Origin of the sequence: Nocardioides daphniae (assembly GCF_004777465.1) — a bacterium.
Taxonomy (GTDB): domain Bacteria; phylum Actinomycetota; class Actinomycetes; order Propionibacteriales; family Nocardioidaceae; genus Nocardioides; species Nocardioides daphniae.
In genome coordinates this window covers 525,267-544,326 of record NZ_CP038462.1, presented here as the reverse complement: position 1 = coordinate 544,326, position 19,060 = coordinate 525,267, and the positions used below count along the sequence as shown (strand labels likewise).

At 71.2% G+C, this 19,060-nt stretch carries 16 protein-coding genes; 6 read left to right on the top strand and 10 right to left on the bottom strand.

All coding sequences use genetic code 11. The annotated features are described in order from the left end of the window. Genes ygfZ through E2C04_RS02615 form a run of 3 tightly spaced genes read right to left on the bottom strand, consistent with a single transcriptional unit; the run spans position 1 to position 1,947 of the window. Positions 1-954 (bottom strand): CAF17-like 4Fe-4S cluster assembly/insertion protein YgfZ, encoded by a 954-nt coding sequence (gene ygfZ, locus E2C04_RS02625; RefSeq protein ID WP_135831426.1) that lies wholly within the window; start codon positions 952-954, stop codon positions 1-3. Between the two features lie 31 nt (positions 955-985). Next, on the bottom strand, positions 986-1,441 hold the full coding sequence (locus E2C04_RS02620) for a Fur family transcriptional regulator (RefSeq protein ID WP_229721342.1): 456 nt from the start codon (positions 1,439-1,441) through the stop codon (positions 986-988). A gap of 11 nt (positions 1,442-1,452) precedes the next feature. Next, positions 1,453-1,947, bottom strand: coding sequence for a heme-binding beta-barrel domain-containing protein (locus tag E2C04_RS02615; protein WP_135831425.1), 495 nt, complete (start codon positions 1,945-1,947; stop codon positions 1,453-1,455). A gap of 23 nt (positions 1,948-1,970) precedes the next feature. Between E2C04_RS02615 and E2C04_RS02610 the strand changes: the two genes are divergently transcribed. Further along, entirely contained in the window at positions 1,971-2,333 is a 363-nt protein-coding gene (locus E2C04_RS02610) for a DsrE family protein (protein WP_135831424.1), read from the top strand. Here the strand turns inward: E2C04_RS02610 and E2C04_RS02605 are convergent. Both E2C04_RS02605 and E2C04_RS02600 read right to left on the bottom strand, forming a co-directional pair. Continuing rightward, positions 2,327-3,199, bottom strand: coding sequence for a glycosyltransferase family 87 protein (locus E2C04_RS02605; RefSeq protein WP_135831423.1), 873 nt, complete (start codon positions 3,197-3,199; stop codon positions 2,327-2,329). The two genes, E2C04_RS02610 and E2C04_RS02605, sit on opposite strands and share 7 nt — an antisense overlap. A gap of 47 nt (positions 3,200-3,246) precedes the next feature. Beyond that, positions 3,247-4,077, bottom strand: coding sequence for a beta-keto acid cleavage family enzyme (locus tag E2C04_RS02600; protein ID WP_135831422.1), 831 nt, complete (start codon positions 4,075-4,077; stop codon positions 3,247-3,249). 78 nt (positions 4,078-4,155) lie between these two features. On the opposite strand from E2C04_RS02600, the gene dtd reads away from it, so the two are divergent. From dtd to E2C04_RS02575, 5 genes are all read left to right on the top strand, one after another. Further along, positions 4,156-4,581: a D-aminoacyl-tRNA deacylase gene (gene dtd / locus E2C04_RS02595; protein ID WP_135831421.1), complete on the top strand. Its 426-nt coding sequence runs from the start codon at positions 4,156-4,158 to the stop codon at positions 4,579-4,581. A 132-nt stretch (positions 4,582-4,713) separates the two neighbouring features. After that, complete coding sequence (locus E2C04_RS02590) at positions 4,714-6,819, top strand: RNA degradosome polyphosphate kinase (protein ID WP_202977954.1); 2,106 nt, start codon at positions 4,714-4,716, stop codon at positions 6,817-6,819. Between the two features lie 76 nt (positions 6,820-6,895). Then, the gene (locus E2C04_RS02585) at positions 6,896-7,513 is read left to right on the top strand and encodes a DUF47 domain-containing protein (RefSeq protein ID WP_135831419.1); all 618 of its coding nucleotides are present in this window, start codon (positions 6,896-6,898) and stop codon (positions 7,511-7,513) included. A gap of 4 nt (positions 7,514-7,517) precedes the next feature. Beyond that, on the top strand, positions 7,518-8,513 hold the full coding sequence (locus tag E2C04_RS02580; protein ID WP_135831418.1) for an inorganic phosphate transporter: 996 nt from the start codon (positions 7,518-7,520) through the stop codon (positions 8,511-8,513). Positions 8,514-8,720: 207 nt separating this feature from the next. Beyond that, a complete protein-coding gene (locus E2C04_RS02575) occupies positions 8,721-13,868 on the top strand; it encodes an Ig-like domain repeat protein (RefSeq protein WP_135831417.1) in 5,148 nt (1,715 codons plus the stop codon). A gap of 92 nt (positions 13,869-13,960) precedes the next feature. Here E2C04_RS02575 and pstB read toward each other — a convergent pair whose 3' ends face one another. The 5 genes from pstB to E2C04_RS02550 form a co-directional block, all read right to left on the bottom strand. Further along, positions 13,961-14,740 (bottom strand): phosphate ABC transporter ATP-binding protein PstB, encoded by a 780-nt coding sequence (gene pstB / locus E2C04_RS02570; protein WP_135831416.1) that lies wholly within the window; start codon positions 14,738-14,740, stop codon positions 13,961-13,963. A 22-nt stretch (positions 14,741-14,762) separates the two neighbouring features. Further along, positions 14,763-15,875 (bottom strand): phosphate ABC transporter permease PstA, encoded by a 1,113-nt coding sequence (gene pstA / locus E2C04_RS02565; protein ID WP_135831415.1) that lies wholly within the window; start codon positions 15,873-15,875, stop codon positions 14,763-14,765. Between the two features lies 1 nt (position 15,876). Next, on the bottom strand, positions 15,877-16,827 hold the full coding sequence (gene pstC, locus E2C04_RS02560) for a phosphate ABC transporter permease subunit PstC (protein ID WP_229721343.1): 951 nt from the start codon (positions 16,825-16,827) through the stop codon (positions 15,877-15,879). A 97-nt stretch (positions 16,828-16,924) separates the two neighbouring features. Next, positions 16,925-18,016 carry a phosphate ABC transporter substrate-binding protein PstS gene (gene pstS / locus E2C04_RS02555; protein WP_135831414.1) on the bottom strand — a complete coding sequence of 364 codons (1,092 nt, stop codon included), beginning with the start codon at positions 18,014-18,016 and terminating at the stop codon, positions 16,925-16,927. Positions 18,017-18,133: 117 nt separating this feature from the next. Next, the gene (locus tag E2C04_RS02550) at positions 18,134-19,048 is read right to left on the bottom strand and encodes an NUDIX hydrolase (RefSeq protein WP_229721344.1); all 915 of its coding nucleotides are present in this window, start codon (positions 19,046-19,048) and stop codon (positions 18,134-18,136) included. Between the last annotated feature and the right edge of the window lie 12 nt (positions 19,049-19,060).

Sequence of the window (19,060 nt, the reverse complement as noted above, 5' to 3'; positions counted from 1 at the left end):
TCAGCGCAGCTTGGGGCGGACGTGCAGGCCGACCTCGGGGTCGACCACGACCTCCTGCGAGGCGGCGATCGAGTCGACCCGCAGCTCGACGTCGGTCGCGACGTTGCGCTTGAGCATCGCCAGCGCGATCGGACCCAGCTCGTGGTGGCGGGCCGAAGAGCCGACGAAGCCGACCACCTTGTCGCCCAGGAGCACGTCGCTGCCGGGGGCCGGCAGCCTGTTCTCCGAGCCGTCGAGGTGGAGCATCGTCAGGCGCCGCGGCGGACGGCCCAGCGTGTGCACGCGCGCGACCGTCTCCTGGCCGCGGTAGCAGCCCTTCTCCAGGTGGACGGCCGACGGGATCCAGCCCACCTCGTTGGGGATCGTGCGGTGGTCGGTGTCGACGCCCAGGCGCGGCTCGCCGCGGGCGATGCGGAGCGCGTCGTACGCCATCAGCCCGGCTGCCGGGCCGGCTGCCTCGGCGTAGGCGGCGAGGCGGTCGCGGGGCACGAGGTCGTACGTCCCCGCGTGCTCCTCGCTCGCGCCGGGACGCCAGCAGACCGCGAGGTCGTCGACCAGGGTGACCTCGACGCGCATCATGAAGCGCATCCGGTCGAGCCACTGCACGAGCTCGGCGCCGCGGCCGGGCTCGGTGTGCGCGGTGAAGGACTCGCCGTCGTCGACGCCGACGAAGTGGTGCTCGACGTGGCCCTGCGGGCTGAGCACCAGCGCCTGGGTCCAGACCTTCGGGGCGAGCCCCTCGAAGAACTGCGAGGTCAGGGAGTGCAGCCAGGTGAGTCGGTCGGGGCCGGTGACGCGCAGGACGTCACGGTGGGAGAGGTCGACGAAGCCGTCGCCGGAGACCAGGCGACGCTGCTCGACGTTGAAGGAGCCGTAGTGGCCGGCGACGGCAGCGTCCACGCCGTCGGCGGCGACGGCACCGGGGAGGTCGAGGAACGGGCTGGGGCTGGTCATCGGGTCACCTTCAGTGGCTCGGTCGTGGTGCTCAGTGGGAGTGCGGGTGGTCGTGCGCGGCGTGTGCTGCTGACTGTGCTGCTGACTGGGTGCAGTCCTCGCACTGGCCGAAGACGGCCGTGTGGCCGACGTCGGCGACGAAGCCGAACTCGTCGCGCAGCTGCCGGGCAAAGCCCTGGGCCCGCTCCAGTGGAACCGACGTGACCTGCTGGCAATTCCGGCAGATCAGGTGGAAGTGCTCCGCGGCGCGCGCCGAGTGGTAGGTCGGCGCCCGGTCGGAGAGGTGCGTGTGGCGCACCAGCCCGAGCTCCTCGAGCACCTCGAGGTTGCGGTAGACCGTCGACTGGTTGACCGCGCCGCCGAGGTGCTCGTGCACCTCGTCGGGGGTCGCGTGACCCAGCTCCTCGACCGCCGCCAGCACCAGCTGGCGCTGCGGGGTCATCCGGTAGCCGCTGGTGCGCAGCTTGCTGGCGAGCTCGTCGGCCACGGCGTACTCCCTCAGGCGCGCTGAAGCCGCGCCCACAGGTGGGGCTGGAGCGCCTGGCCCTGGGCGGCCATGTCGTAGGCGTACATCAGCTCGGAGTTGACGTTGCCGTAGAGGCGCTTGCCGGCGGTGACGGCCTTGGCGGTCTGCGTGGAGATGACCGCGTCGGTGGTGAGCTCCATCTTCCCGTCGGCGGCCTCGCCGTGCCAGATCTCGGAGATGCCGGTGTTGTGCACGAGCAGGAGCTCGATCTTGCCCTGCTCGGGGCAGCGCAGGAAGCCGGTCTCGATCGCCGCCTCGCGGACCTTGTTGCCCTCGTCGTCGGTGATCCAGGAGCGCGCCATGTAGTGGAAGAACGGGCGACCGTCGTGGGTGAAGATCAGCTCCTGGCCGTACTGGAACTTCTCGATCGTCGGGTAGTCACCGTGGCCGTTGCCGCGCCACGTGCCGAGGAGCCACGCGATCGGTCCGCAGTTCGGGTGGAGGTTGTCGGGGAGCTGGAACACCATGGGCGCCATCCTAGTCTGGGGCCATGGTTCGCCCACTCGTCATCAAGGTCACCTGCGGCACCGAGGACGCCGAGCGCCTCAACCAGGCATTCACGGTCGCCACCGCGGCCGTCGCCTCCGGCGCCGACGTCTCCCTCTGGCTCACCGGGGAGGCGGCCTGGCTGGGCCTGCCCGGCAAGGCCGAGGAGTTCGCCCTCGACCTCGCCACTCCCCTGGCCCAGCTGCGCGACGCGGTGATCGGCGGTGGCCGCCTCACCGTCTGCTCGCAGTGCGCGGCGCGGCGCGGGATCGTCGAGGCGGACCTGCTCGACGGCGTACGCATCGCGGGTGCGGCGGGCTTCGCCGAGGAGGTCCTCGGCGACGGCGTGCAGGCGCTCGTCTACTGATCCGTCGTCCGGGCCGGGATCGGCTCGGGCGTGGCCGGGACGTCAGCCGCGACCGGCTCGGCCGTCCAGCGGCGCAGCCGCGGGATTGCCGCGAGCAGCGCCCACGACCCGGTCCCCGGGACGGGGGCGGCCACGACCATCGCGACCGGCAGCAGCCACGGTGACGACCGGCGGGCTGCCAGCACGGTGATCGCGACCGCGAGGACGACCCGCGCCCACAGCGGCGGCAGCAGGTCGGTCGCCATCCCGGGCCGCCGGTCGGCGTGGTCGCCGAGGAAGTCGATCCAGTCGTGCCACAGGCCCGGCGAGAGGGCGTACGAGAGGGCGACGACCACCGCCAGCGTGGCCATGAAGACCCCGAGGCGCCGCCACTCGCCGCGCGCCACGAACCACAGCGGCCCCAGCGTCGGGACGACCTTGGTGAGCGCCGCGAAGACCCACGCGCCGCCGTGCTGCAGGCCGACGACCGCACCCAGCGCGATCACCCAGTCGATGTTGCCCGAGGTCACCTGCACCGAGCAGATGGCGAGCATGAGCACCCGCAGCACGACCGGCATCGGGCGGGTCAGCCACCACAGCGCCACCACCGAGCCGGCCATCACCAGCCCCAGGAAGAGGGGCCACGGCAGGTGGGTCAGCGGCCAGAGCAACTGGGCGAAGGCCGGGCTGTAGTTGAAGGCGTCGAGGAAGCCGGGCGGGGCGTCGTAGGGGCCGTGCTCCCACATCACGTAGTAGGCGTGGGCGTCCCAGCCGAGCCCCCACTCGCTGACCATCGCCACCGAGTGCGCCACCGAGTAGAGCGCCGCGAGCATCATCACGGTGAGCAGCAGCCCCTGCCGCACCATCCAGCCGCGCCCGCCCGTCACACGTCGAACCCTAGGCTCCCGGCGCCGGGGTCGTCAGGCGAACGCACTCAGCGGGGTCGCACGCCCAACGCGTCGCGCGCCTGCGCGGGTGTCATCGGCGTACGCTGCGCCAGCTCGCCCGCGGCGACCGCGCGGCGTACGAGCTGGGCGTTGGACTCGACCGGCACGCCGCGGCTGATCGTCAGCACGTCCTCCATGCCGACGCGCAGGTGGCCGCCGGCCGAGAGCGAGGCGAGCATCACCGGCAGCGTGGAGCGGCCGATGCCGGTCGCCGACCAGGAGGTGACCTGGGCGGGCAGGTCGCGGACCGCGGCGACGAGGGCTGAGGCGGTGCCGTCCATGCCACCGGGGACCCCCATCACCAGGTCGACGTGCACCTTGCCGCCGGCTGGGAGCCCGTGGGTGTCGAGCAGCCGCCGCAGCGCGTGCACCTGGCCGAGGTCGAAGAGCTCGAACTCCGGCACGACCTCGCGCTCCTGGGCGAGGCGGTAGAGCTCGACGACGAAGGGCCACGGGTTCATGAAGACGTCGTCGCCGAAGTTGGTGGTGCCCATCGTCAGGCTGCAGGAGTCGGGCTCGGCGTCGAGCACGCGCAGCCGGTCCTCCAGCGGGTCGTGCACCGAGCCGCCGGTGGAGAGCTGGACGACCAGGTCGGTCTCGCTGCGCAGCGCCGCCACCGTCTCCTTGAGCCGGACCAGGTCGAGCGTGGGCGCGTGGTCGTCGTCGCGGATGTGCACGTGCACCATCGCCGCGCCCGCCGCCTCGCACTCCTGGGCGGTGGCGACCAGCTCCTCCAGGGTGGTGGGCAGCGCGGGGCAGTCGGACTTCGACGTCTCGGCGCCGGTGGGCGCCACGGTGACCAGGAGCGGTGAGGGCATGCCTCATCGTGGCAGAGTGAGCAGGTCCAACCAAGGGCAACCGCCCGTCAATCGCACATCAGACAGGAGATTCTTCAGTTGCGAGCCGTCGTGCAGCGTGTTCTTTCCGCATCGGTCGTAGTTGACGGGACGACCGTGGGCGCCATCGACGAGCCCGGACTGCTGGTCCTCCTCGGCGTGACCCACACCGACGGCCCCGACGAGATCGCCTGGACCGCCCGCAAGATCCGGGACCTGCGCATCATGCGCGACGAGAGGTCGGCCTCCGACCTCGGCGCGCCGGTCCTGGTGGTCAGCCAGTTCACCCTCTACGGCGACGCGGTGAAGGGGCGCCGCCCCACCTGGACGGCGGCTGCCCCCGGGCCGGTGAGCGAGCCGGCGTACGACGCGGTCTGCGCCGAGCTCGAGCGGCTCGGGGCCCGCGTCGAGCGCGGCGTCTTCGGCGCCGACATGCAGGTGACCAGCGTCAACGACGGTCCGGTGACGCTCCTGCTGGAGCGATGACGGCTCCGTGAGACAGCAGGACGAACGGACACCCTCCGTTCACCGAGCGGTGCCACACTGGAGCGCATGTCGCTCTCGATCCCGCAGGCCAGTGAGTCCCTCGACGACGGGCCGGTCGAGTCCGATGCCCTCATGCACCCGTCGGAGACCTTCGACGTCGACCCGCCCTACGTGCCCAACCACTCCGAGCTGGCCGCGGTCGAGGCCTTCGAGGAGCGCTTCCTCGACCGCGAGCTGAGCTGGCTGCGCTTCAACCAGCGCGTCCTCGAGCTCGCCGAGGACCCTGCCCTCCCGATGCTGGAGCGCGCTCGCTTCCTGGCCATCTTCACCTCCAACCTCGACGAGTTCTTCATGGTCCGGGTCGCCGGCCTCAAGCGCCGGATCGCCGCCGGCGTGGCCGTGCGGGCGGCCTCCGGGCTCCGGCCCCGCGAGGTGCTGGACGCGATCCTCAACGAGGCCGGGCAGCTGATGCGCCGGCAGTGCGAGGTCTTCGCCGACCTGATCCCCGCCCTGCAGGGCGAGGGCATCGAGCTGGTGCGCTGGGACCAGCTCGACAAGGAGGAGCAGAAGTTCTGCAAGAAGTTCTTCAAGGAGCGCGTCTTCCCGGTGCTGACGCCGCTGGCCGTCGACCCGGCCCACCCCTTCCCCTACATCTCGGGGCTCTCGCTCAACCTGGCCGTCATCGTGCGCCACCCCAAGAACGGCACGGAGCACTTCGCGCGGGTGAAGGTGCCCCAGACGTTCACCCGGTTCGTCTCCGTCGGCAACCAGCGGTTCGTGCCGCTGGAGGACGTGATCGGCGAGCACCTCAAGCGCCTCTTCCCCGGCATGGAGATCGTCGCCACCCACACCTTCCGGGTGACCCGCAACGAGGACCTCGAGGTCGAGGAGGACGACGCCGAGAACCTCCTCAAGGCGCTGGAGAAGGAGCTGCTGCGGCGTCGCTTCGGCCCGGCGGTGCGGCTCGAGGTCGAGGAGACGATGGACTCCCGGATGCTCGACCTGCTGGTCTCCGAGCTCGGCGTCTCCCAGGCGGAGGTCTACCGGCTGCCGGCCCCGCTCGACCTGCGCGGCCTGCACGCGATCGCCGACCTGCCGCGTGACGACCTGCAGTACCCGACCTTCGTACCGACCACGCACCCGCAGCTGGCCGAGGTCGAGTCCTCCTCCCCCGTCGACATCTTCGACGCGGTGCGCAAGCACGGCAACGTCCTGCTGCACCACCCCTACGACTCGTTCGCGACCTCGGTGCAGCGCTTCATCGAGCAGGCCGCCGCCGACCCGCACGTGCTGGCGATCAAGCAGACGCTCTACCGCACCTCCGGCGACTCCCCGATCATCGACGCCCTCATCGACGCGGCCGAGGCCGGCAAGCAGGTGCTGGTGATCGTCGAGATCAAGGCGCGCTTCGACGAGCAGGCCAACATCCGCTGGGCCCGCAAGCTCGAGCAGGCCGGCTGCCACGTGGTCTACGGGGTCGTCGGGCTGAAGACCCACTGCAAGCTGTCGATGGTGGTGCGCGAGGAGCCGGACGGGATCCGGCGCTACACCCACATCGGGACCGGCAACTACAACCCCAAGACGGCCCGCCTCTACGAGGACCTCGGGCTGCTGACCAGCGACGAGGCGATCGGCGAGGACGTCGCCCACCTCTTCAACAACCTCTCCGGCATCTCCCGCAACGCCAGCTACGAGCAGCTGCTGGTCGCGCCGGGCACGGTGCGCTCGGGGCTGGTCGAGCAGATCCACGCCGAGATCGACCACCACCGCGCCGGGCGGCCGGCCGGCATCCGGCTCAAGGCCAACTCGGTGGTCGACGAGGCGGTCATCGACGCGCTCTACCTGGCCTCGCAGGCCGGCGTACGCGTGCAGCTGCTGGTCCGCGGCATCTGCGCGCTGCGCCCCGGCGTCGCGGGGCTGTCGGAGACCATCGAGGTGCGCTCGGTGCTCGGCCGTTTCCTGGAGCACAGCCGGGTCTACTCCTTCGAGAACGGCGGGGAGCGCCGGGTCTGGATCGGGTCGGCCGACGTCATGCACCGCAACCTCGACCGCCGCGTCGAGGTGCTCGTACGCCTGCCCGACGGCGCCCACCTGGAGCGGGTCGACGACGTGCTCGACATGGCCTTCGCCCCCGACGCCGACGCGTGGCACCTCGCGCCCGACGGCACCTGGACGCGGCACCAGGGGACGATCCACCTCCAGGAGCGGTTGGTGGAGCGCCAGCGCCGACGGAGGTGAGCGCCCGAGTTGCGTCGGCGGCTCTCGTTGCCCGTAGCATGACGGACGTTCTCTTCCTCCTCACCAGGAGTACTCCGTGGGTTTGAAGTTCCGTCCCGTTGACAGCTCGTTCTACGAGCTGTTCGCACAGTCCGCCCGTCACATCGTCGTCGGCGCCGGCCTCCTGGCCGAGATGCTCGCCGACGGCGCCGACCGCGAGGCCGTCGCTTCCCGCATGCGGGACGCCGAGCACGCCGCCGACGAGACCACGCACGCCATCATCAAGCAGGTCAACCAGACCTTCGTGACGCCGTTCGACCGGGAGGACATCTACGCCCTCGCCTCCGGCCTCGACGACATCATGGACATGATGGACGAGGCGGTCGACCTGATCCTGCTGTACGAGCCCTCGGTCCTGCCGAGCGAGCTCTCCAACCAGGTCGAGGTCATCCAGCGCTGCGCCGAGCTGACCGCCGAGGCCATGCCGCGGCTCAAGTCGATGTCCGACCTGTCGGAGTACTGGATCGAGATCAACCGTCTCGAGAACCAGGGCGACAAGAGCTTCCGCCGCATCCTGGCCAGCCTCTTCTCGGGCAAGTACCAGCCGATGGACGTGCTCAAGCTCAAGGACATCGTGACCTCGCTCGAGGGTGCGATCGACTGCTTCGAGAAGATCGCCAACACGGTGGAGCAGATCGCGGTCAAGGAGTCCTGACCGGATGGAACTCGCGATTGTCATCGCGGTCGTCGTCGTCGCCCTGATCTTCGACTACACCAACGGCTTCCACGACGCCGCCAACGCGATCGCCACCTCGGTGTCGACGCGCGCACTCACCCCGCGCGTGGCGCTCGGCATGGCGGCGGTCATGAACTTCGTCGGCGCGTTCCTCGGACAGAAGGTCGCCACGACCGTGGCCGACACGATCGACCCGGGCACGGGCGCGCACGCGCTCACCATCGTGATGTGCGGCCTGCTGGGCGCCAACGCGTGGAACATGATCACCTGGTACTTCGGCCTCCCGTCGTCGTCGTCGCACGCCCTGATCGGTGGCCTCGTCGGCTCCGCGCTGGCCGCCAGCGTCTTCGTCAACTGGAAGACGGTGCTGGAGAAGGTCGTCATCCCGATGCTGGTCTCGCCGCTGGTCGCCTTCTCGCTGGGCTTCGCGGTGATGCTCGCGATCATGTGGATCTTCCGCCGGGCCAACCCGCACAAGGCACAGCGCAACTTCAAGATCGCGCAGACCGTCTCGGCCGCGGCCATGGCCCTGGGCCACGGCCTCCAGGACGCCCAGAAGACGATGGGTGTCATCTTCCTGGCGCTGGTCGCCGGCTCGTTCGTCTCGCCCGACTCCGACCTCCCGCTCTGGGTCATCTTCGCGGCCGCCGCGGCGATCTCGCTGGGCACCTGGGCCGGCGGCTGGCGGATCATGCGCACCCTCGGACGCCGCATCATCCACCTCGACCCGGCCCGCGGCTTCGCCTCCGAGGCCGTCGCCGCGTCGGTGCTCTACACCACCGCATACGTGTGGGAGGCGCCGATCTCGACCACCCACACGATCACCTCGGCCGTCATGGGCGTGGGCGCCACCAAGCGCCTCTCCGCGGTGCGCTGGGGCGTCGCCAAGACGATCGTCTGGGCGTGGGTGCTCACCTTCCCGATGGCTGCCTCGGTCGCCGCCATCTCCTACTGGGTGCTGCACTTCTTCCTGCCCTGACCTGCGTACGACCTCCACGAAGGCCCCCGGCTCCTGCCGGGGGCCTTCGTCGTCGTCAAGCCCGCCGACCCCGCCCTGACGGACACGGGGCATGGCCCGTTCGGGCCACACGAGGCGCATTCCCGGGTCATGCCGCACCGGCGAGACCTAGCGTGGGCGGGTCTCGTCACAGCACGTCTCGTCACAGCACGTCCAGGGGGCTCGTCCATGTCCACGTCCGTCACCGCGCCCAGGCGCACCCGCCCGCCCGCACGGTCCGTACGCAGCGTGGGGCTGGCCGCCCTCTCGCTCGCGGTCGCCTCGGTCGCGCTGGGCGCGGCACCCGCCCTCGCCGCACCTGCCGCGCCGACGATCATCGGGCCGACCGGCACCAGCAACGAGTCGCCCGAGCTGACCTGGACCGGCTCGCCCGGCGCGACCGGCTACGAGGTGCAGGTCGACGACGCGGCCGACTTCAGCTCCCCCGACGCGAGCACGGCGACCACCAACACGGTCTGGATCCCGCTGGAGCCGTTGACGGCCGGCGAGAAGCACGTCCGGGTCCGCGCCAAGGACGCCACCGGCTGGAGCGAGTGGTCCCGCTCCTCCTTCGCCGTCGGCACCGTCGCCGGCCCGACCCTGTCCTCCCCCGTCGACGAGGCACACCTGGCCCAGCCCGACGAGCCGCCGCTCCTCACCTGGGAGCCGGTGCCCGGCGCGAAGAGCTACACCGTCGAGGTCGACGACGAGCGCGACTTCGTGGGCGCGACGTCGTACACGACCACCTCCACCTCGCTGGTCGTCCCCGACAACCAGAGCCCCGAGGTCACCTACCACTGGCGGGTGCGCGCGACGCTGGCCGCCAACATCCTCACCAACGTCTCCGCGACCCGGAGCTACACGGTCCACGCGCTGCCCGCGCCGCAGATCACCAGCCCCGCCAACGACGAGGACGTCACCGACGTCGTGCTCGACTGGGAGCCGGTGCCCGGTGCCAAGCACTACGAGCTGCAGGTCGACGACGACCACGACTTCTCCAGCCCCGAGAAGGTGCCGGCGCAGGTCCTCGGCACCCGCTTCTCCCCGCCGACGACCTTCGGCAACGACCAGTACTACTGGCGGGTGCGCGCGGTCGACGCCGACAACAACCCCTCCCCGTGGGCCGACCTCTCCGACGGCGACCACTACGAGTTCGACCGGGTCTGGCGCGACACCCCGAAGCCGGTCCACCCCTCCGCGGCCGCCCGCGCCGAGGTCACCGTCACCGGCGACTTCTACTACGAGTGGACGCCGGTGCGGAACGCCTCGCACTACGAGGTGTGGCTGAGCACCGACCCCAACTTCACCTTCACCTCGCGCGAGACCGTGCAGTGCACCACCCTCGGCACCACCTACACCCCGACCGGCGGCGACTGCATGCCGACGACCGTCGGCGCGCTCTACTACTGGAAGGTCCGCGCCTTCGACACCCCGTACGCCGGTGGCGTGGAGGGCATCTTCTCCGAGGCGCAGCCCTTCCGCTACGGCGGCCCGAACGGCGGCATGCAGATCCTGAGCCCGAGGACCGGGGCCGAGGTCACCGTGCCCACGGTCTCCTGGGACCCCGTGGAGACCACCAGCTTCTACCGCGTCGAGTTCTTCGACGAGACCGGCGAGGCCGTCGAGACCGAGACCACCTACTCGACGTCGTACACCCCGGCCACCCTGGAGGTGGACAAGAGCACCCTCTTCCGGGTCCGCGTCACGGCGGTCGACTCCCTCAAGGGCGCCGCGATGGCGACCAGCACCTCGTTCCGGCTCCTGCCGCCACCCACGGAGCCCGAGCCCGGCCCCGCTCCCCTGACCCCGGTCGTCAACCCGCCCACCTTCGACGCCCCGCACTTCAGCTGGGCGCCCCTGCCCGGCGCCCACCACTACCGGGTCGAGATGGGTGCCACGACCACCGCCCCCGTGGTGACCACCGACTGGACCTTCCCGGCGGCGACGGACATGTCGACCAGGTTCCTCGCCGAGGGCAGCTACACCTGGCGGGTCAGGGCCTACGACAAGGAGGGCCTCCTCCTCGGCACCGGCCCCACCGCCACCTCCGAGGTCCTCGCCCTGCCGCCCGTGCGCGGGCAGCGGCTGGCGCTCACCGGCTCCGGCCTCGACGACGGCGACGTCTGCGCGAAGTCGCTGACCACCAGCCCCACCAACTGGTGCGACAGCGTGCCGACGACGCCCGTCCTCGACTGGTCCGACGTCCCGTACGCCTCGGACTACCGCGTCCACGTCTCCCGCGACGGTGACTTCACCACCGGCACGCTCGACGACCCCGTCCCGACCAGCAACACCCGCTGGACCCCCGACACCCGGTACAAGAAGGCGAAGGCCTTCCCCGACAGCCAGGCCAGCACCGCGTACTACTGGTTCATCCAGCCCTGCAAGGCCGACGGCCGCTGCGGCCCGGACCCGCGCTCGACGATCAACCCGGCCAGCCACGCCTTCCGCAAGGCCTCGCCCAAGGTCGAGCTCGAGGCGCCGCAGGTCGGCGAGGAGGTCACCACCACCGAGGTCACCTTCACCTGGACCGACTACCTGGAGACCAACCGCGCCACCGTCTACGGCGAGACCGGCGAGACCAGCACCCAGTCGGCGCGCAGCTACAGCCTGCAGGTCGCGACCGAGCCAACCTTCACCACCCTCATCGACGAGGCCACCGTCGACCAGACGACCTACACCTCCACCGGGAAGATCTACCCCGAGGGACCGATCTACTGGCGCGTCCAGGCGATCGACGACCACCTCAACCGGCTCGGCTGGTCGCAGACGCGCAGCTTCACCAAGCTCAGCCCGACCGTGCCGCTGCTCAGCCCGGTGCGGGGGGCCGAGGTGACCCGCAGCGTGCCCTTCACCTGGCGCGCCCAGCCCTTCGCGAGCTCGTACGAGCTGCAGGTCGCCGCCAACGACGACGCCAACTTCTCCCCCGGCAACCTCGTCGAGAAGACGCAGGGCAGCAAGCGCCCGGCCTGGACGACCGGCCGCGGCTTCCCCGCGCTGGCGCCGTCGACCAGCCCCTACCGGTGGCGCGTGCGCCTGAAGGACCCGTCGGGCAACTACACCCGCTGGAGCGAGCCCGGCTCCTTCCGGGTCCTGCCGCAGAACCCCGACCTGGTCTCCCCCGGCGTCGACGCCGTCGTCGGCCCGCGCGCCCTCACCCTGCGCTGGCAGACCACCCCCGGCGCCGCGCGCTACCGGGTCTCCTACCGCCGCGCCGGCAGCACCTCGACCACCGTCGCGTCGACGTACGCCCGTGCCTTCGCCCCGACCGGCCTGGTCGTCGGCGCCACCTACGACTGGCGCGTCGAGACGCTCGACACCGCCAACAAGGTGCTCGGCGACAGCGGCTGGCGCTCCTTCACCGTGGGCGGCCCGCCGTCCGCGACCGTGGCCCCGAAGGTCGAGGGCGCCGGCGTCCTCGGCACCGAGCTGCGCGTGACCGCACCGACGTGGGACCGCGTCGACGTCGACGACGCCTACCAGTGGCTGCGCTCCGGCGTCGCGATCCCGGGGGCGACCGGCACGACGTACGAGGTGACCACCGACGACGTCGACCGCCCGCTGAGCGTGCGCGTCACCGGGACCTCGGCCGAGTTCGGTGTCGGCACCACGACCAGCCTGCCGGTCGTCGGCCTGCCCGGGCAGGGCCCGGAGGTCGTCACCGCCCCGGTCGTCTCCGGCACGGGCGCGGTCGGCACCACGCTGGCCTCGACCCCCGCCACCTGGGACCGCGACGACGTCACCGCCACCTACCAGTGGCTGCGTGACGGCACCGTGATCAGTGGGGCCACCGGCGAGACCTACCCGGTCGTGGCGGCCGATCTCGACAAGGCCCTCACGCTGCGGGTCACCGGCACCGCCGTCGGTCGCCAGCCCACCGTCACGGCGAGCAACGCCGTCACCGTCGTGCGCGGCGTCGCCCCGCAGGCGACCACCCCGCCCACCGTCACCGGCACGCCCAAGGTCGGCCAGAGCGTGGGCATGACCCCCCCGACCTGGGACCTGACCGGCGTCAGCACCAGGCGGGAGTGGCTGCGTGACGGTGAGCCGATCGCCGGGGCCACCGCGACGACGTACGCCCCGGTCGCCGACGACCTCGGTCGCGAGCTCTCCGTCCGGGTGACCGGCGACCGGGCCGGCCACCACACGTCCGTGGTCGTCTCGTCCCCGGTCGTGGTGCAGCCCGGCGACGCCCCGACGGCTCGCTCGCTGCCCGTGCTCTCCGGCACCGGCAAGGTCGGCACCGAGCTCACCACCTCGGTCCCCGGCTGGTCGCTGACCGGCGTCAGCACCTCGGTGCAGTGGCTGCGCGACGGTGAGCCGATCACCGGCGCCACCGCGACGACGTACGCCGTGGGCGCCGACGACCTCGGACGCTCGATCTCCTCGCAGGTCACCGCCGTACGCCCGGGCCACACGCCCGGCACCACGCAGTCGGTCGGCATGACGGTCGTGCTCGGCGACCCGGCGACGGTCCGCACGGCGGCCGTGCTGCGCGGCACGCCCAAGGTCGGCGAGACCCTGACCCTCACCGCCCCGGCGTGGAGCCGCACCGACGTGACCACCACCTGGGAGTGGCTGCGCGACGGCAGGCCGATCGCCGGCGCCGAGGGCACGACGTACGAGCTCGTCGCCGACGACCTGGGGGCGCGGATATCGGTCCGCTTCACCGGCGCGCTGCGCGGACACCGGGACGCCACCGCGGCCAGCCCGGGCCTGACGGTGCTGCTCGGTGACGCGCCGACGGCCGAGCGCGCCGCCGCGCCGACCGGCACCGCCGAGGTCGGCGGCACGCTCACCGCGCCCGAGGTCACCTGGAGCCTCGCCGGGGTCACGCAGAGCCGTCAGTGGCTGCGCGACGGACAGCCGATCACCGGCGCCACCGCCACGACGTACGTCGTCACGGCCGACGACGCCGGACGCTCGCTGTCGGTGGTGACCACCGCGACCCTCGCCGGCCACACGCCGGGCACGGTGACCTCGGCTGCCGTGACCGTGCCGAAGCCGGCTCCCCCGGTGGTCACGCCGCCGCCGAAGCCGACGCCGGTGGCCTCGCGCACCACGGTCACCGCGCCGGCCAAGGTCCGCAGCAGGACGGCGAAGACCCGGGTCAAGGTGACGATCAAGGTCACCGCGACCGGCACGACCCCCACCGGGACCGTCACGGTGAAGGTCGGCAAGAAGGTCGTCGGCAGGGCCACGCTGAAGTCCGGCAAGGTCGTGCTCAAGCTGAAGGCGTTGGCGCGAGGACGCCACACGCTGACGGTGACCTACGGCGGGTCGACGACGGTGAAGGCGTCGAAGGTGACGAAGAAGATCCGGATCGTCAAGCGCTGACGCAGCGTCGCCCCACGCAGAACTGTGGAGCTGATGAGCCCCCGCCCGACGGGTCGGCCCATCAGCTCCACAGTTGCGTCGGGGGGTGTGGCTCAGCCGAAGCGGCCGGAGATGTAGGCCTCGGTCGACGGGTCGTCGGGGTTGGCGAACATCCGCTGGGTCGAGTTGAACTCGACCAGGTGGCCGGGCTCGCCGGCCGCCTTGAGGTTGAAGAAGCCGGTCTCGTCGGAGACGCGGGCTGCCTGCTGCATGTTGTGGGTGACGATCACGATCGTGTAGTCCTCCTTGAGCTGGAGGATGAGGTCCTCGATCGCGGCGGTCGAGATCGGGTCGAGCGCCGAGCACGGCTCGTCCATCAGCAGCACCTGCGGCTCCACGGCGATCGCGCGGGCGATGCAGAGACGCTGCTGCTGACCACCCGAGAGACCCATGCCGGGCTTGTTCAGGCGGTCCTTGACCTCCTTCCAGAGGTTGGCGCCGCGCAGCGACTTCTCGACGATGTCGTCGGCCTCGGACTTCTTCATCCGCTTGGCGTTGAGGCGGTTGCCGGCGAGCACGTTCTCGTAGATCGACATCGTCGGGAACGGGTTGGGCCGCTGGAAGACCATGCCGATCTGGCGGCGCACCTGCACCGGGTCGACCGACGGGTCGTAGAGGTCCTGGCCGTCGACGGCCACCTTGCCCTCGACGCGGGCGCCGGGCAGCACCTCGTGCATCCGGTTGAGGGTGCGGAGCATGGTCGACTTGCCGCAGCCGGAGGGGCCGATGAAGGCGGTCACCGACTTGGCGCGGATGGACATGTTGACGCCCTCGACCGCGAGGAAGTCGCCGTAGTAGATGTTCAGGTCACTGACGTCGATGCTGGAAGCCATGGTGCGGTGTCTCTTTCTGCGGTCAGCGACCGGTCTTGGGGGCGAAGTACTTGCCGACGGCGCGGGCGAGGAGGTTGAGGCCCATCACGATCGCGATGAGCACCAGGGCCGCGCCCCAGGCGCGCTCCTGGCCGAACTGCGCCGGCACGCCCGGCTGCATGTAGCTGTAGTAGATGAAGACCGGCAGGGTGGCCATCCGCTCGGCGAACGCGTTGAGGTTCGTCGAGTCGGTGTCGCCGGCGATGATGAGCAGCGGCGCGGTCTCGCCGGCCACCCGGGCGATCGCCAGCGTCACACCGGTGACGATGCCGGCCATGGCCGTGGGCAGGACGACCTTCGTGATCGTGCGCCACTTCGGCACGCCGAGGGCGTACGACGCCTCCCGCAGCTCGTTGGGCACGAGCTTGAGCATCTCCTCGGTCGAGCGCACGACGACGGGGATCATCAGCACCGCCAGCGCGACGGCGCCACCGAAGCCCATCCGGACGCCGGGGCCGAAGAAGAGCACGAAGAGGGCGTAGGCGAAGAGTCCGGCCACGATCGAGGGGATGCCGGTCATCACGTCGACCAGGAAGGTGATCCAGCGCGCCAGGCGCGACCTCTCGCCGTACTCGACCAGGTAGATCGCGGCCAGGACGCCGATCGGCACCGAGATCGCGGTCGCCCACGCGGTGATGATGAGCGTGCCCATGATGGCGTGGTAGATGCCGCCGCCCTCACCGACGACGTTGCGCATCGAGTAGGTGAAGAACTCCGCCGACAGCACCGGGAAGCCGTTGCTGACGACCTGCCACAGCAGGGTGACCAGCGGAAACATGGCCAGCACGAAGGCCGACCACATGACGTGGGTGGCGACGCGGTCCTTGGCCCTGCGGCCACCCTCGACGACGTTGGACCACACCGGCATCGCGACGTGGAAGACGAGCGCGGCCACCAGGGCGGCGGCGAGCGGTCCCCAGCTGAGGACGACGGTGAGCAGGGAGCCGACCGCGACGGCGCCGACGGCGACCAGCAGTGGTGCCCACCGGGGCAGCTGCGGTCGGGCCAGCGGGGTGAACGAACGCTGCTCGCCCACCACGTCGGTGTCCGCGGGGCCGAGGCCGCGCAGGTCAGGGCTCTGGGTGGGGGTCGACATCTCAGCGACCTCCTTCCACGTTGCCCCGGGCCGCGATCCAGCGGCCGAGGAAGTTGACGACGAAGGTGACCAGGAAGAGGACCAGGCCGGAGAAGATCAGCACGTTGACCTTCACCCCGGAGGCCTCGGGGAAGCTCAGGGCGATGTTGGCGGCGATCGTGGAGGGGTTGACCGACGAGATCAGGTTGAAGGTGACGACGCCGGTGGCCGACAGGACCATGGCGACCGCCATCGTCTCGCCGAGCGCGCGACCCAGGCCCAGCATGATCGCGGAGATGATGCCCGAGCGGCCGTAGGGGAAGACCGTCATCCGGATCATCTCCCAGCGGGTCGCGCCCAGGGCCAGCGCGGCCTCCTGGTGCAGCGTCGGGGTCTGGGAGAAGATCTCGCGGCAGATCGCGGTGATGATCGGGAGCGCCATGATCGCCAGCACCAGCGCGGCGGTCAGGATCGTGCGGCCGGTCGAGGTGGCGGGGCCGGCGAAGAACGGCAGCCAGGCGAGGTGCTCGGCGAGCCACTCGTACGCCGGTGCGAGCCGCGGGCCGAAGAACTCGATGCCCCACAGGCCGTAGACGACCGAGGGCACCGCGGCGAGCAGGTCGATCAGGTAGCCGATCGGCTTCGCGACGCGGCGCGGGGCGTAGTGGGAGATGACCAGCGCCAGGGCGATGCTCAGGGGGGCGGCGACGAGGATCGCGAGCGTCGCGGCGAGCAGCGTGCCGAAGAGAAGCGGCCAGACGTAGACGACGATGTTGTCGGCACCGATCCGCTCCGCCGGGGCCGTGACCGCGGGGACGCCCTCCAGCGTCAGGAAGAGCGCGACGCCGGCGAGCGCGACGACGATCAGGATGCCTGCGGCCCGCGCCAGGGAGGCGAAGACGACGTCACCCCTGCGGCGGGCGCCCGAGGACGCGGCGCCACGGGTGGCTCCGGAGGGGGCGAGGATGGTCACTGGTTTCCTTTCTGGTCCGAGCGGCCCAGTGGGGACCCCGCTTCCGGCAGTCGCCGGTGCGGGATCCCCTCGGGTCGTTCGGGATGTGCCACGTGGGTCAGCGGGCCTTGATGCCCTCGACCAGCGTCCGTGCCTCGTCGGCCAAGTCGGCCGAGAGCGGGGCGGAGCCGGCCGTGTCGGCGGCGGCCTTCTGTCCCTCGTCGCTCAGGACGTAGCTGAGGTAGCCCTTGACCAGGTCGGCGGTCTTGCCGTCCTCGTAGGTGGGGCAGGCCATCAGGTACGAGGTGAGCACGATCGGGTAGGTCCCGGCCTCGTCGGTCTCGTAGTCGAGGTCGAAGGTGAGGCTCGAGTCGGCGCGACCCTCGACGCGGGGGGAGACCTCGAGGATCCTGGCCGCCGCCTCGGCGGTCGGGCCGACGAAGTCGTCACCGACCTGGACGTTGACGGTGCCGAGGTCACCGGCCTGCGAGGCGTCGGCGTAGCCGATGGAGTTCTTGCCGTTGGTGACCGCCGAGACGACGCCCGAGGTGCCGTTGGCGCCCTCGCCGGCCTTGATCGGCCAGGTCTCGACCTCGCCGTGGGTCCAGCTCTTCTCGGCCACGACCGAGAGGTAGTGAGTGAAGTTGCCGGTGGTGCCCGACTCGTCGGAGCGGTGGACGGCGGTGATGTTGGCGTCCGGGAGCTCGACGCCCTCGTTGGTCGCGGCGATCGCCGGGTCGTTCCACTTCTTGATCTTGTCGTTGAAGATGTCGGCGATGACGGCCGGCGTCAGGTTGAGCTCGTCGACACCCTCGACGTTGAAGATGACCGCGATCGGCGAGACGTAGTTCGGGATCTCGATCGGGTCGGCGGCGCACTGCTCCTTGGCGGCGCTCAGCTCACCCTCGTCGTCGGTGAGGTAGGAGTCGGAGCCGGCGAAGGCGAAGGCGCCCGAGGTGAAGCCCTCACGACCGCCACCCGAACCGGTGGGGTCGTAGTTGACGGTGACGTCGCTGTTCAGCTCCTGGAAGCCGGCGCGCCAGGCGTTCTGGGCGGCCTCCTGCGAGCTGGCGCCACCACCGTTGAGCGTGCCGGCGAGGTCACCCTCGGAGGCGGCGTCGCTCTCGTTGCCGGCAGCACAACCGGTGAGGGCGAGGGTGATGACGGCGAGGCCGGGGACGATTCCACGGCGCAGAGAAGTGCGGTTCACTTCGGATCTCCTGGATCTCTCATACGTTGACGAGACGATCGTGGAGTGCCGAGGTGACCGGTCGCGGGGCTGTGGGTGAACGCGAGGTGAACGCAGGCCGGGCGTTCGCGAAACTCCTCAGCCGGAGGCGAAGATCTCCGTGGCGCAGGTCTCACCGCGGCGGTGGTGGAGCACCACGAAGCCGCCCTTCTCCAACGCGACCGGCTGGAGGCCGAGCGCCTCGAAGACGCTCGGGAGCACCGGTCGGTGGGTGCAGACCACCGCGGGGCGTCGCGCCCGGACGACCTCGTCGAGCAGCTCGGCGACCCCCTGCGGCGTCGCGTCCTCCTCGCTGAGCACGTCGACCGCGCGGAGCCTGCGGCCGCTCGCGTCGGCGTACGGCTGGACGGTCTGGCGGCAGCGGGTCGACGACGAGGTCACCACCTCCTTCACCCCGTACGCAGCCAGCACCGGCACCAGCTCGGCTGCCTGGCCGTGGCCCTCGGGGAGCAGGGGACGGAGGCGGTCGTCCCCGTCCCACTGCTTGCGGGCCAGGGCGACCGCGTGCCGCAGCACCACGACCGGGGTGGTCGCGCGGCGGTGCTGCCAGGCATCGGCGAGCACCTCACGGTCGCGGCGGTAGGAGATGCGCTGCTCGGCCTGCGACCAGTCGACCCACTCGACGGCGTCGATCTCGCGGTTGGCGGCGTAGCCCGACAGGTCGTCGTCGCCGACGACGCGGCCCATCCAGTAGTGCACGGTCTTCATCCGGTCGCCGGCCACCCGGTAGCGCTGGTCGGCCAGCGGCACGCCGAGGCGGACCCGCAGCCCGGTCTCCTCGAGCACCTCGCGCACGGCGCACGCGGTGACGTGCTCACCGGGGTCGCGCTTGCCCTTGGGGAAGGACCAGTCGTCGTAGCGGGGGCGGTGCACGAGCAGCACCTGCCGCTCCCGGGTGCCGTCGCTGCGGACCGGGCCCTTGCGGACGACCACGGCGCCGGCGGCGATGACGTCGGGCAGCATGTCGGAGCTCTGGTTCGTCGAGCTGGCCATGGCGGCCAGTCT